This is a genomic window from Spiroplasma endosymbiont of Megachile willughbiella (genome assembly GCF_964273395.1).
In the GTDB taxonomy this organism is placed as follows: Bacteria; Bacillota_I; Bacilli_A; order Mycoplasmatales; family Mycoplasmataceae; genus Spiroplasma_A; species Spiroplasma_A apis.
The window spans coordinates 598,824-614,359 of sequence record NZ_OZ187005.1 but is presented as its reverse complement, the minus strand read 5'-3'; the positions used below and the strand labels follow the sequence as shown (position 1 = coordinate 614,359).

Genomic DNA, 15,536 nt, shown 5'->3' with positions numbered 1-15,536 from the left:
GAGAATTATAATCATAAAAAAACATATTCTATACTTGACAGAATATGTTTGTGACAAATTATTAATACATACTTTAAATAAAGTTAATCTCCTATTGCTTTTTTTTATTTTTTTTATGCTTTTTAACAATAACTAATGTAATTATAGTTATAAAAATTATTACTCCAGGGACTATTGTAAAAACCAATAACAATGTTGTTATTGTTCAAGAAGATAACCCATTACTTTGTGAGTTTGTGTTTGGTGGTTTAGGTTTAATTGGTGGGTCTGGTTTAATTGGTGGATCTGGTTTAATTGGTGGATCTGGTGGTATAGGTTCAGGTTGAGGATAACCTTCTGGAGCAATTGTATCTAAACCTAAAATAGTTTTTTTAAAAAGATTTCTATTATTAAAAGAAGTTTCTAATTTCTTTTAAAAATTTTGTTTTTGTATAACTTCATATTGTTTAGTTTGACCAAGGAAATAGTCCAATGAGTGCCCCATTTCATGACTTATTGAATTAATGACAACTGGTGTGGAAATAATATTATTATAATACTGTGCGTTATATTTTTCACTTTTATATTTAGTGAAAGAATCTTTTGAATACAATTGATATGTTCCAATACTAGAATCATTAGATGTGTATATGAATGTATAGGCGGTTGAAGCAGCTCCTTCAAAAAGCGGTCAAGATGACGTATATATATTTGTATATATAAAATATGCAAAATAATTTTCATTTTCATACTTTGTTATATATCAAGCTAAATTATATACTTTAAGAAGTAAGCTTTTAAATTGTTCCACTTTTTTAAGATACCAATTATTAACATATCCTAACGCATAAACGCTTTTTTCAAAATCTATATTAGAGTATTTATATTTTTCTATATATGTTAAATTTTTATAAAAGATTGAAAGATCTTCAAATGTTTTAAATTTTGAATTATCAAGAATATTGTGAAAATTTTTGATTGCTTCTGGAGATGCTTTTGTATAAATATCATTATTTAGTTTTCCTGAGTTCATCTATATTAAAACTTTCTTGATTAAAACGTTTTAAAATTTGTTTGATGTTTACACTATTATATTTTTTAAAAGAGTATGCAAAAGAGTATTGATGCAAATTATTATTTAATGTATATGTTCAAGCGTTTAAAGAATAATCAAGAATGTTTGGTACAAATCCATATCAATAAGCATTGGAATTAAAATTTCTCATTCCAAAATTAGCATCTTCATAATAAAGATCTTCATAAGTTAGATCGGTTTGCGGTTTTTCTAAAGTTGTACGAAATATTAAACTTTTGCTCTCCTCTTTTTTAAAATCTTCATCGATTATATTCTTTATGTAATCAAAATCTTTTAAAGCTCCAGGAGTGTTTGCTTTTAGTAGTTTATAAATATTTAAGAAAAAATAATTTAAAACCTCTCATGATTTATTTTTTATATTATCGTTGAATGTTTGTCATTTTGAATTAGACTCTGCAAAAAATTCAGTATAATCTGTTGTTGAATATAGTGATAACAATAAAGCACTCGAGACTATGCTTGAGTAAAATATGTTTTGTATACTAGTTAATGTTTTTTTATCTTCAAAAGATTTTGTGTTTAAAAAACTATCTTTTAATTCTGTTATGTATTTATTTTGCAATATATCTGAATGTACAAAAATAAAATATTGAATAGCAAGTCCGCCTCATCCAAATGAATCGACCTTTTCATCTTTCCTTTTATTATATAAACGATTATCGTATGAATTATATTGCTTTTCATTTGTGATATTTGATCCTAATATAAAAAATTGCAATGTGGTTAAGGTAGTCATTATGAATACTAATAAAATTTGTAAAGTTTTTTCTCATTTGATTCATTCCTATTTAAAATTTATACAAATTATATTAAATACTTATATGTGCATCACCTAATAATTTTTATTACCATATTATAAAAGAATAATATTTTTTTTACGGCTTTAAATTTACAAAAATTGATAAATAGGACTCAATTAAAATAATAAATTTTATAATTATATTAATAACTATCTTACAAAATTATTTATTTTTTGATTATTATATCTATTTGATATATTTTAGAATCATTGAAACTTATTAAGAAGTTCAATTTATAATAATTTATATTTAAAAGATTAGAGTGAACACAGTTCATTGGTTAATATTATCTTTAAAAATATAATTTATTTTGTAATTAAACTTAAATATTTACACTTTAAATAAATAATACATTATCAATTTCTATATATGCTGCGGCCTTTGCTCAATAAGCATTTCACGCTGTTGCATATGAACTAACTTCTACTCAACAATTTATTGATAAAGTAAAGTCATCGGTCCAGCTTATACTAATGTAACCAAAACATTTCATTCAGTTTGTATTTGAATAAATTATATCAAAAACTGCAGTATCATTTGTACCTCTAATTCCTATTTTTTTTGTTGTAAATTCGATGTTATCGGTAGTACCACTAAAGTGATCGTTATTATGTCATCTCTCACTATCCTGATTGTTTCAAGAATAACCTTTTCAATTGATACCTATATAATCAAATGAGCCTGCTAATGCATCTTTTCCTAGTGCAATGTTAAAATTTAAGCTTGCAGATTTTGTCATTGATTGTTCACTATTATATGCTTCCACTTGTGCTTTTTGAGTTCTAAAACTATTATTTTCATTTTGTTCACTAACAAATTTGCTATCAAAATCAACTAAAACAGATCCATCATAAGTTTTTGAACTTATCATTGCTTCTTTGTAGCTAATTGAGTCAATATTTAAATCATTAACAACTATATCATTATTTAATTTAACAACATTTGTTAATACAAGTTTCTCACTTGGATTTTTTATTGTACCAATGTGGGTATTTTTTAAAATATCTTTTAATTTAGCTTTTTCCTCTGTGTTTGTTTCTGGTTTTGTTTTAGAACAACCTTCTTCTCCATTTGTTCTACAAAAGTTTACATTTAAAAGTAATGAATTATCAAAATTTAAGCTTTCAATCATAGGAACAAATGCTAATGTGGTTTCTACTTTTTGGTTCGACTGAGTGGGTAGTGAATTTGGTAATCCTATAACTTCTCAATCTCTAGTATTTCTTACAAAACTATTGAAGAACTCTTTCATACCCTTTATTTCTCTATTTTTATTATAGGCATTTAATGAGACTTCTTTAGTTAAATCTTGAGTATTAAATGAGCCATCTTTATTATATTTATCTACTATAAAGTCAGATGTATCAATATAAATTTCACCAAGATCTATACGTTCATTAATATTAGATTTATTATTAATGACATTTGCGCTATATGTAGTTGCTAATGGTTGGCTAATTAATGTCATTGAGTTTAATAAACCCATTATAAACATTCATATTCCTCCATTAGTAGTTTTCCTACATGTTGATTATAGCTTATAGTAATATATTTTAATAAATTATAAAAATTTAATAATTTTTCCATAATACTTATTATCGGTTTTCTATTTAAGTGGCTATGATTATTAAAATGAGTTGTTTTAACTCTGATAAAATTATGAAAAAAGTTGTTTTTTTATAAATAAAGTTAATTTAAGTTATTATCTTTTTATTATTAATAGCACATTATTATTTTTCATCAAAAATAATTATTGATTTATTCGCTTTTATAATGATTAAATTGTGTGTTTTTTATTGAGTATGTTGACGAACGGCTTTAATAGTTTTCATCTTTCTTCAGTAAATAATTTTCTTTTAAAGTGTTAGTTAAATCAATTATGTAATCCATATCAACGGTAAATTTTATAACCTTAGTTCTAAATGATTATTCATGCTTTCGCTAATCTTAGATTTTCTTTTAAATTATTGTTAATGTAACATAAATATCACATACTTCTATTTTACATGTTAATTTATATAATTCTGAGTTTCCTTAAAGTAACAGCTATTATCAAATCAAAATTGATAAATTTTATAAAGAGCAAATTTAAAATGAAGTTATCAGTATAATTTAAAAATAACTGTAGATCTGCGTGACCTTTAATTGAAGAAAATTATTTAATTGAATGACAGAGAATACTTTTATATCCCCCCCATTTAATATTGACCATAGTTATTTTTATATGATAATATGAAATTGGAGGATGTAGTAATGAGAAAAGCAGCATATATAATTTCAATTATTAGTACAGTGTTAGCTGGTGTAGTGTTAATACCGTTATTGTGATGTATTCCAATGACATTAGCTACTAAAAAAGCGATGGATGATAATCAAGAACATATAACATTAGGTATTTGCCATATATTCTTTATGCCACTTGGTTTGATCTCTGGGATTTTATTATTAATTCCAGAAAAATAATATAGTACGAAATAAATGAAAAATAAAAACTTCTTTTTATGTAAAAAGAAGTTTTTATTTTTTTTAAGATTTATGTTTCTTTGGTTTCTATAAAAGTATTAGTAATAAGTCTATAAATATACAAAATACTAATGTAAATAACCAAATTTACTTGCATTACTAATTAAAATGTACATTTATTTGATATGACTGCTTTCAATTTCTTTAATTTTTGAAATTGCACTATTTATGTCGTTATCATAAATTAAAATCGGAATAGTTTGACCAAAACGATTTTGATAGCTGTATAAGTATGTTTTTCTTGTTAAAGTATCAATATTATTAATATTTGATACGCTACTTTTAACTGCATCAATAGCTAATTCTTGACTAGGATAATAAATAAATTTAGACTTATTGTTTGGGTCTTTGATTTTATAAACAGCATACCTACCATCTGAAATGATATTATCGTAAGATAATTTAAAGTTTTTGTTTCATTGATCGCTTTCTTCTCTATGAACAAATTTAGAAGTTAATAAAATATTGTTATATAACTTTTTTAATGCGGTTTTCTCGTTTTCACCCGAGATTTCTATATTACCGAATGCATCATAAACTAAAAACTGTTTTTTCAGTATTCTCTTTTTATTGATCATTTCTTTTTCCTTAGCTTCTTCAAGAGTATCTGCCAATAACTTACCATCCCTACTTATAATATCTTCGTTAGAACCATATGAATATTTTAAAATGGCATTAAAATTTCCTTGTAAAGGTAAAAAGTTATCTAATTGTTTTTTTGTTATATAAAGATCCTCTCTCATTTTATATTTTGTTTTACCATCAACCTGATAAGATTTCTTCAAAATTCTCTCTTTAATTGACAAAAACTCTTTATAACTCTTTATCAAAGAATTTTTATAACCTAAGTTTCCATTAACTTCGTATAGTAGGTCCTTCGCAATACTTCCATCAGAGTTATAATCTAAAATGTTATTTTTTAAGTTTTCAAAACTAAATATTGCATTTGGATCTTTAAAATCTTGAATAGAGTTAAAATATTTAGTAAATCATTTATCATAAAACAATGAAATTAAATCTTTTCCTATGTCATCTGTAGTATATGCGTGTCTCATTTTTGGAGATTTTCATATCTCTGATTTTATACCTTTTTTATTTTTAAAATATCCTGTAAATACAGTTTCTGTTTCATCGGTATAATGAAAATCATCGAAAAATGTTGGTGTACCTTTATAGGATTCTATAAGTAAATTTATTTTACCTTGTTTACAATCTTTATTTTTGTAATTAAAATCAAATGTTTTAGTTAATACTGGTCTTATTCCTTCATATTCTTCATGTCAACCGTTTTGGAAATCACTTTTAAAAGAGTTTCATGAAATATGTTTTTTATTTCCCATCATTTTTAATAAAACTTTATCATTGCTGTCGTAATCAACGCTTCCACCATCGCATTGAACTGTCATTCTATAGTTTTTCTTAGGTGAAATACTTAATGCATATTTAGAATTTAGATCTAATACTTTTTTGTAATAAGTAGAGTAAAAATCTTTAGCGGAGTTTCTTTTCAACTTTTCAAATATTTCAGATGAAGTTCCGAACAAGTTAACCATATCATCTTTGTCATTGAAAGCACTGCTTTTATTTAAAAAATAACCTGGTGTGAATTTCGATACTAAAGCATTTATATCCACTGGATTGAATGCATTGTAATATTGGTTATTATTTATGTAGTATAATGATTTATTTATTTTTAAATTATATTTTTCGTTAATTTTAGCTTCATCGGGTGTATTGAACCACAATTCTCCATCATAACTATATTTAGGTTTAACATTACCAAGATTTGCATATGTATTAAGAGCTTGTTCTTTTGTCATAGCGATGTTACCAAATGCGTCTCTATATATCCTTTTGAAATTATTTATATCAATATCATATATTTTCTTATCATCAAGTATCATGTGCTCATAATTTTTAATTATTTTAAGTGGATTTGATGAAGTTAATTCCATTTCAACAAAATTATTTTTCAATATGTACTCATTTAAATCTTGTGTCGAATAAAAGGTTTTATTATCAAACTTATTAATCTTGTTTTCGCCTAAATAAATACGATTATTAGTAATGTCCTTATAAAGATAATCAATTTGTGTTTTTGTAAAAGATTCATTTATCATACTATAATTTTTGATGTTTTTTGTAGTGCTCACTGGCAATGTTATTAACAAGCACATTGCTAAAATTAAATTACACTTGTAGAATATTTTAATCAAAATAAATTCACATCTTTTCTATGAATAAACATCGTTTATGTTTTTTTCAATTCATTGTTCAAAGTCTCGTTCACTTAAGAAAGTTTTATTATTTATACTAAAAGTTTTAACGTTTCCTTCTTTATTGATCACTTGGTAATTTATATTATTGTTTAAAAAGTTTCATGCTTGATTTAATGTTTTAAAGTACTTGAATTCGCCAAAATAATTTAGTTTATAAAAGTAAAACTTTTCACTTTGAAACTCTTTCAAACCCTCATAATCGTTATTTTTTATTAAATCACTACTTATAATTAACTTGTTTTCAACAACTTGATTATTTTTTATGAAATCAATTATCTCTTCTTCGGTGTCTCTATAAACTCTTGCCGCACCTTTCATGATGTAATAGAATTTTTTATTAAAATTTGCTTTGGCTAAGTTTTCTTTTAAACTTGATATTGCTGCACTTTTATCTTCAAATCCATTACCAAAACCATCTAAATAAAAATCTTTTTTATTAATAACATAGTTCTCTTCAAAAATTTGTTTAATGTATAATTCTTTCTCTTCTGCTAATTTTTTATGATATTCTGCTGTTGTAAATCCTTCATCGGAATTGATAGTTTTATTAAATCTTGGATCTTTGAGTTTGTAAAACTTTTCTTTATTCATAACATTCGCAAGTAATTTACTAGTTTGTAGAAATTTTTCTGGTTCTTGAAATATGTCTTGAACCAAATCACTCTCAGCTAAATCTTTATGTAAATAGTATTTACCTTTGTACTCATAAACTATTTTAAAAGTCTTACTTGTGTTTTTTGGTAACAAATAATTTAAAGGTGAGTCCGATAATTTTATTACTTCTACTTTGGGATCGGGTTTTTGTATCGCTATATTTAAAATTGGTATTTTTAAAGTTGGAACAGTATAAAATAAAGAAGTGTTTTTGTCTAACTTAGCTTCAAAAGTTACAATTGACATGAAACTTAGAGCTTGACTAATACTCCAAGCTTTACCAATTCAATTTAGTCCAGACATTAAATTTGAACCAAAACTTCTAGCTTTATTATTGTCTAAACCCTTAAAACCCATACCTTCATATATATTGATACTATTTTCTCTTATTATATTTTGATTTTTTACGTTAATATTATTCATTGATTTATCTATTTGTTGTTGTGAAGTGTTTTTATTAGTAAATGTATCTTTTATATCGTCTTTAATTTTACTTATATTTTCAATTGGATTCATAACGATTTCAGCCAATTTTTGGAACTTAGTTACAGCATTCAATATTTTTTGATTAACTCCACCCTTGTTGTAAAATTTGTTTACATTTATAAATAAAGAGTAAATATCTTTGAAACTAGCATCTTGTAAAACTTCCAATCCACTTTGCGAATCATTGCTAAAAATGTTTGACACCATTTTATCTTGTTGATTGATTATATCAGCCAATATATGAACACAATATCTTTCTAATGGTAAATCATATTGAGTACTTGATTGATTAACTTTATCTAAAAACAAGAATTTATCAAAAACTACTAACAATTTATGGAAATTTTTAAACTCAGGATCTTTTATTAGTTCCAAATCGACTGCAACCTTTTTTAACTTATTTGAATTATAAGGTAATAACAATATTTCTAACCCCTTCTTCCCTTCTTTGCTTCATTTAATTTTATTTCCTAAGTAATTTAAATATTCAACTGGGTTATATGAATTAGGTCCCTTTCCGTTTGATCATGGTGATGTCAACTCAAGTGAAGTCGAAGTCATAGATGAAAAAGTCATAGCATAACTATATGCAATAACTTGATTGATATCAACAGAATCAATCTGCTCAAATGAAAGTTTTGTGTTATCTATTTCTTCGCTTGATTCAAAATATTTTGGTCCAATTAAATAACCATTGTTCAAATCCAAATCACTTACTTGTGCTCAATAAGATTTCATATCAGCATTAACTACTTCTTTTATATATTCTCTTGAAATTTTTTGGTCTAACGGCTTCATACTATTCAAAAATTCTGAATAATTATACTCCGAAAAGCTTTTTCCTTGATATTCATATCCTTTAACTATGTTTTTTCTTAATCAACTTTTTATTTCTTGTTCTGTTTGACATATACCGCTTTGTAAATAACAAGTTGACTTACCACCATTTTTTTCAAGTTCTTTTATTTTAATATCTTCATAATATTTTCTTGCATCTGATTCATTGTTAAATTCGATACCATCAGCGAATACAGAAGATTCGTAATTCATATAACTTTCTAATGCTTTATCTTTTGTAAGATATGCACTTTTATCATATCCCTTATAGACTTTTGTTTTGTATTCATTGTTTGAAGTTATAACATCAGAAGACAACTCGCCAGAACTATTAATAGTAAAATCTCGAGGATTTCTCATTGTGTACTCTTCTGTTATTTTAAATTTTTGTTTGATGTAATCATTCATACTATTTTTTGTATTGAATAACTTATTATTATATTTATATGTATTTGTATCATACTTGAATGATAATTTATTAGAATTTTCATACGCATATTTATAAATATCGTCTTTATTTTTAAAGTTTTTTCCTAAAAAATCGTAACTCTTGTGTTTTTCTTCTTTTTTAGATGTTAATAGGATGCACCCCACAGTTATTGGTGTTATGACTAATATGGAGGTTAAAATTGGAATATAGATCATTTTACTTTTAAATTTTCTTCTAATATTTTTTTTAAATAGTTTGTCAACTAGTTCTGTTAAAGCACTTTTCTTTTCTTTCATATATTCACCTAAGAAATAATCATATTAATTAAAATATTTGATTTTTATTTCATTAGTTTTCCTTTCTGGAATCAATCTTTATTTAACAATCTTATCTTTTGTTAATTAAAAATTTATTCCATTGAATTAAACAATTTTTGTTGAGATTATATTTATGGTTTTTTTAGTTTTCTGTTGAAGCATCTGTATAGGTTCATACTTTGATAGCTTTTAAATAATCCTTAGTTTTATTTGTTATCCCTGAGTCAGGTTTATTTTGTTGGATCACATATCAATCATCAAAAACACTTTTATTATATCTTGGGGTAGTTCAAACATTTTTTTCAGTTTTTGATTCAAATGACTCGATATTCAGTTGAAACAATTTATATGAACAATATGCTCTAATAAAACCTTCTTTGATTTGAATATTTTGAAAGTCTTCACTCTCATATAAAAAATCTAGTCAATTTCGCCTTTCCGAATTACTTCATGCTTCCCCTAATTCATAATTCAAAGCGGATTCCTCCAAAAATAACTTATCTAATGCTTGTCCTATTTCTTCGCGTGTTTTTGGTTGTTTTGGAAGAAAATACTTTTGATATTTTTTTGTTTCGCTTTTACATGATATTACTGAAGTTCCAGCCATAGTAATTAAACTTAAACTTGAAATTATATTTAAAAATTTCTTCATTATTTTTCTCCTTTAAATAAGTGTATACACTGTTTATGTGTTAGTTTTATAGTATTTATATTTTTAACATTAAATTAAATAAACAAAAAAGCAATATAATTGTGTATTATTTTAATTAATTAACACTCGTCAACAAATTAAAATATTAATAATAATACAAAAATATATTTAATAAATGTTCAACAATTAATTGTATTTAAATCTATTTATTAATAATGTTAAATAAAAAGGATGTATAAGTTTAACTCGATTTAAGCTGCTATTAAAGTATAAAAAGATAAATCTTATCAAGTTTCAAGTATCTCTTATTGAACCTAGAAGAGTTAACTAGAAACATGATTTCTTCTTATTTTATCCCAATACTAATAAAAGGAGTTTTTTATGTATTAAAAATCTATCATTATTGAATGAAACAATTTATATTATAATTATATTTTATTTAGTTTTCTTTTGAAGCATCTGTATAGGTTCATACTTTGATAGCTTTTAAATAATCCTTAGTTTCATTTGTTATCCCTGAGTCAGGTTTATTTTGTTGAAAGACATATCATTTGTCAAACAGATCTTTACTATCTCTTGTACTTTTTCAAACCCTTTCCTCAAACTTTCTTTCAACAAATTCTATATTTAGTTGAAACATTTTATACGAGTAATATGCTCTAATGAAACCTTCTTTGATTTTAATATTTTGAAAGTCTTCACTCTCGTATAAAAAGTCTAGTCTTTTTGACTTTTGCAAATTTTTTAACGATTCTTCTAATCGAAACTCTAAAATTTCTTGTTCCACGGATAACTTATCTAATGCTTGTCCTATATCTTCGGGTGTTTTTGGTTGTTTTGGAAGAAAATATTTTTGATATTTTTTTGTTTCGCTTTTACATGATATTACTGAAGTTCCAGCCATAGTAATTAAACTTAAACTTGAAATTATATTTAAAAATTTCTTCATTATTTTTCTCCTTTAAATAAGTGTATACACTGTTTATGTGTTAGTTTTATAGTATTTATATTTTTAACATTAAATTAAATAAACAAAAAAGCAATATAATTGTGTATTATTTTAATTAATTAACACTTATCGACAAATTAAAATATTAATAGTAATACATAAATATGAAAAAAAGATTTAACAATTATTTAGAATCAAAAAAACTTTTATAAAAAATGTTCAATATAAGTAATAAATAAGTTACATCATTTTTAAAAGTTGATCAAACATAAAAAGACGATATGTATCGTCTTTTTATTATCTCTTGTTTAAATCCATAAAAGATATATACACATATTATTTAATTACTATTTTATTCCACCATTATTTTTTATTGTCTTTTGATATCAATAAAAGGAGTCCTTTTTATACCTCATCATTGTGCCATTTTCTTGATCATCTTTATCCACATAAACAAAACCATATCTTTTTTTCATTCCTTCATGGGTAGACACTAAATCAATGGCACTTCAAGGTTGATAACCAAACAAAGGGATGCCTTCATCTATAATTTCAGGTATTAATTTGATATGTTGCTCATAATAATCTATACGATACTGGTCGTGAATTTTTAAATCTTCTGTTAAACTATCTTTACCACCAATGCCATTCTCTGTTAGTAACAATGGTAATCTATATCGATCATACAACTCTCTACAGCATTGTTTAAAACCATCAGGATCGATTTCTCAACCAAATTGTGTTCTTTCCAAGTATTTGTTTTTAACAACTTTATACAAGCCTGGCATATCATATGGATTTTGTTGATCAAAACCTTCAAAATTTATTTTTATTTCATTGTTATCAGCAGCAACAGTCATTGTGTCGTAGTAATTGAATGCAATAAAATCTGGTTTACCCTTTTTAATTATTACCATATCATTTTTTTCGATCTCAGGTTCGTATTTTTTTTCAACCAACCAGTTTCAAACTAACTTATTGTATTCACCGTAAACAACTATATCTAAATACATTCAATTTCTTAGAGCTGAAGTTTTGTATGCAGCGTCAATATTTTTTGGATTAGAATCAACTGCATAAACCGGAGCGATATTTGGTGCAGGTCCGATAAAAGAATTTTGGTAAGCAAATTTAGTATGTAATAAGTTTATTACATGCGCTTGTGCTACAAACATATTATGTGCTTCTTGAAATAAAACTTTAAACTTATCTTCGGCATCATTTATTTTTTTAGCCGACAATACATGACCATACAATACCATCATATTTAATTCATTAATTGTTAATCAATATTTAACACGATCACCAAACAATTCAAATAAAGTTTCTGCATACTTACAATAAGCATCTATCATAAGTTTTTTATTTGATCAGCCCCCTTGTTTTTCGAGCTCTAATGGAGTATCAAAATGATAAATAGTAACGATCGGTTCTATATTATATTTCAATAATTCATTTATTAAGTTATTATAAAAATTGACTCCTTTTTGATTGACTTTATCTTTACCCGTTGGAAAAATTCTTGTTCAAGAAATGGAAAACCTATAAGACTTTAGTCCTAGTTCTGACATCAATTTTATATCTTCTTTTCATTTATTGTAATGGTCTGAACAAATATTGAAACTACATACATTTTCTTTAGCTTCTATTACATCGTGAATATTTAATCCTTTACCATCCACATTATAAGCGCCTTCTACTTGATAAGCACTTGTTGATGCTCCTCATAAAAAGTTCTTTTTTCAATTTTTATTTAACATGATTCACCTTTACATCTTTTTTGATGTATTCTAATTTTTGATCTAGTATTTGAAATGAAATTTCAACACAATATATAGCATTATAAAATATATTCTTAAACTCTTCTTTTACTTGACCGATATCTTTAAGTTTTGTAATTGTGTTAGAATAGATTTTATTTTTCTTAGTTGTTAGTGCGTTTACAAAGTTTAAATTTTTATTTTGTAAACTACTGATATTATTTCGTACATCTTCTTTTTTTAAATCTAAATTGTAATGATTGTAAAAATTATTTAGCGTTTTAAATTTCTCAAGGATTTTTTTGTTTTGTTTTTTATCATATAATGTTTTTAAATGATTTAATTTTTTAAATAATTGTTCTTTCTTTTTTTGTTCTCTTTCTTCTAAAAGTTTCAATTTTAATTCAAGTTCAGATATTTGTGAAAGATATTTTTCATAATTGTTGTAATCTTTTTTAGATTGTAAAATATCTTTTAACTCAAGATCAAATCTCTCAATTAATTTTAAGTAATTTTCTTTTTTATCTTTTTTATCTTTGAATAAGATACTTTTATTTATTAAGTTAATTCCTTTTTTCATATGCTTTAGTTCATTTTTTCTTTCTTTGTAGAAAAAGAAATTTATTAGTAAGCTACTACTAAATGATAATATTCAAATAACTATTATTTGTCCTTTTTTGAATGTAGTCTCATAACCAACAATTTCAAATACACCTCAACCAGAAGGATAATCAAGTTTAATTTTTAATAAACCAGATAAGACTCCAATAGGAAATGCAACAAGACAAGCAATAACAAACGGTTTCAATTTAGGAAGTGTTACTCCATAAATAATTGGTTCTGATATACCGAAGAAACTTCCAGCAGTAGATGCGATTGCTACTCTTTTAAAACTAAAGTTTTTTGTTCTAATTGCAATTGCAATTGCTGCACCAACTTGAGTAAATATTGCAATATTATATGCTGGGTACAATAAACTTGCATTACCTTGTCACAAGCTTAAATCAATTGGTGTACTAATTGCAATATGAGTTCCTGTTAAAACAAGAGGTTGTCAAAACATTGCATATAGTCCTACCCCTATTCCGAATGGTATTTTTTCAAATAAACTAAATATTTTAAACATACCAAACTCAACCAATCCCATTATGGGACCAAAAGCAAATCAAGTTATTATTAATGTTAATGAGACAACTATAAAACCTCTAAAAATAGTATCAACTAGCGGTGAAATTCATTTGCCCACTCATTTATCAAGAATTATAATGAATGCTCCTGCAGTAATAAACGGTAATACTCCACCTTCATAACTACCAACAACAATAGGTAATGTTTGTATATTGAATAATAAAAATCCACTTTTACCACCATAGTTTATTCATTTACCGAAACTTGCTAATTCTGGTTCTTTAATTCCTTCAGTTACAGGAATTCATCCCCTAGATGTTAATGCTATTCCTACAGCTAGTGCGAAATAAATATTACCATCGAAGTATTTTACAATACTAACTATAAAAAAAATACCTATTGAACTAAGAATGAATTTAAATAAAACAAACATTATTGCAGAGAAAATATCGTGTTCTGATATCTTACTCAAATCATCAATTTGATGAATAACTTTTGTTTCAGATAAAATAGAATAAATACCAGCAAATAAACCAGCAGCTATAAATATTCCCAGTATCGGACTTATAACTCCTGTTATAGTCATTAATATTTTACGTCCTATATTTATCTTGTCTAAATTAATTATTGTGTTTGGTGTATCCAAACTCTTCTTACTAAATTCTTTAAGTTTGTTAAACTCTTCAACAACTTTAACAACTTCCCCTCCAATAATTATTTGTAACTCATTACCTTGGAATAAAGCATCTTTAACTAAAGCTATTTTTTTTAACTTACTTAAAGAAACTTTCTTTTTATCTTTAATAACTGTTCTAAACCTTGTCATGCAATTGTAAGGAGAACTATAATTATTGTCATCACCTAAAATAGTTTTGATTTCTTTTGCTGTATCTTGAAATTTATTAGTTATGTTTTTGATGTTTAAATCATTTTTATCATGAACTTTGATGTTTTTTATTTCAAAGATCGCTATTAATTCACCTGCTTTAGCAGTTCTTTTTAAAATCTTTACATCTATCTTGTAATCACTTGTTTCCTCTACCACTAGTGGTGTTTCAATTGAAATATTTTCTTTTTTCAACATTTCAAGATCAACAGATAAAATTTTGTTTGTTGTTGAAATTTGATCATCTTTTTTAATAAAAATTTCAAATGGTTTGCCTTCTAGTTTTACTGTGTCCATTCCAACATGTAACAATAAATTAAACTTATCTTGTTTAAAATAGATTGCATGTTTGGTGTCAAATATTAATTCTACTGTTCCCTTATCCAGCGGGGAATAGAAAAGATTATTTTTAGGGATAATTACGATACCATTCCCTAATGTCCTCGACGCAAAAACCTTATCAGAGCATTTTTCAATTTCTTTTATTTCGCAATCTACTGGTGCATATATTTTGAGTTCCATATTCTACTTCCTTTCAGATATCATTATCCACTATTTATATAAAATTTATGTTTAGCTATCACTTTATAAAAGTAGTTTCTCTATAAAAAAAGTAGTTTAGTTTTCAAGCAAGTCTTAAAACTTTTTAATATCCTTTATTAATACATATCAAGTAATATAAAATGACTTTATTATCAATGAACTTATTATTTATAATGAAAAATTACTTTTTTTATAGAATATTAAGGATAATTTATGA

10 protein-coding genes are annotated in these 15,536 nt (G+C 25.0%); 1 reads left to right on the top strand and 9 read right to left on the bottom strand.

Going from position 1 to position 15,536, the window contains the following annotated elements; translation table 4 throughout:
* Positions 1–412 precede the first annotated feature (412 nt).
* From ACI2WZ_RS02645 to ACI2WZ_RS02635, 3 genes are all read right to left on the bottom strand, one after another.
* Positions 413–1,012, bottom strand: a complete 600-nt coding sequence (locus ACI2WZ_RS02645) for a hypothetical protein (protein WP_500244517.1) — start codon at positions 1,010–1,012, stop codon at positions 413–415.
* Positions 990–1,811, bottom strand: a complete 822-nt coding sequence (locus tag ACI2WZ_RS02640; protein ID WP_500244516.1) for a hypothetical protein — start codon at positions 1,809–1,811, stop codon at positions 990–992. Before ACI2WZ_RS02640 ends, ACI2WZ_RS02645 begins: the two co-directional genes overlap by 23 nt.
* 401 nt (positions 1,812–2,212) lie before the next feature.
* A complete protein-coding gene (locus ACI2WZ_RS02635) occupies positions 2,213–3,370 on the bottom strand; it encodes a hypothetical protein (RefSeq protein WP_500244515.1) in 1,158 nt (385 codons plus the stop codon).
* A gap of 758 nt (positions 3,371–4,128) precedes the next feature.
* Here ACI2WZ_RS02635 and ACI2WZ_RS02630 point away from each other — a divergent pair.
* On the top strand, positions 4,129–4,338 hold the full coding sequence (locus ACI2WZ_RS02630; protein WP_023789392.1) for a hypothetical protein: 210 nt from the start codon (positions 4,129–4,131) through the stop codon (positions 4,336–4,338).
* A gap of 176 nt (positions 4,339–4,514) precedes the next feature.
* Here the strand turns inward: ACI2WZ_RS02630 and ACI2WZ_RS02625 are convergent, their stop codons facing one another.
* From ACI2WZ_RS02625 to ACI2WZ_RS02600, 6 genes are all read right to left on the bottom strand, one after another.
* Positions 4,515–6,551 (bottom strand): hypothetical protein, encoded by a 2,037-nt coding sequence (locus ACI2WZ_RS02625; RefSeq protein ID WP_500244514.1) that lies wholly within the window; start codon positions 6,549–6,551, stop codon positions 4,515–4,517.
* 81 nt (positions 6,552–6,632) lie between these two features.
* Positions 6,633–9,380: a hypothetical protein gene (locus ACI2WZ_RS02620; RefSeq protein ID WP_500244513.1), complete on the bottom strand. Its 2,748-nt coding sequence runs from the start codon at positions 9,378–9,380 to the stop codon at positions 6,633–6,635.
* A 163-nt stretch (positions 9,381–9,543) separates the two neighbouring features.
* Positions 9,544–10,053: a lipoprotein gene (locus tag ACI2WZ_RS02615; protein ID WP_023789386.1), complete on the bottom strand. Its 510-nt coding sequence runs from the start codon at positions 10,051–10,053 to the stop codon at positions 9,544–9,546.
* A 439-nt stretch (positions 10,054–10,492) separates the two neighbouring features.
* Positions 10,493–11,002, bottom strand: a complete 510-nt coding sequence (locus ACI2WZ_RS02610; RefSeq protein ID WP_500244512.1) for a lipoprotein — start codon at positions 11,000–11,002, stop codon at positions 10,493–10,495.
* Positions 11,003–11,349: 347 nt separating this feature from the next.
* Positions 11,350–12,762 carry a glycoside hydrolase family 1 protein gene (locus tag ACI2WZ_RS02605; protein WP_500244511.1) on the bottom strand — a complete coding sequence of 471 codons (1,413 nt, stop codon included), beginning with the start codon at positions 12,760–12,762 and terminating at the stop codon, positions 11,350–11,352.
* Positions 12,752–15,298 (bottom strand): PTS sugar transporter subunit IIABC, encoded by a 2,547-nt coding sequence (locus tag ACI2WZ_RS02600; RefSeq protein WP_500244510.1) that lies wholly within the window; start codon positions 15,296–15,298, stop codon positions 12,752–12,754. Before ACI2WZ_RS02600 ends, ACI2WZ_RS02605 begins: the two co-directional genes overlap by 11 nt.
* Between the last annotated feature and the right edge of the window lie 238 nt (positions 15,299–15,536).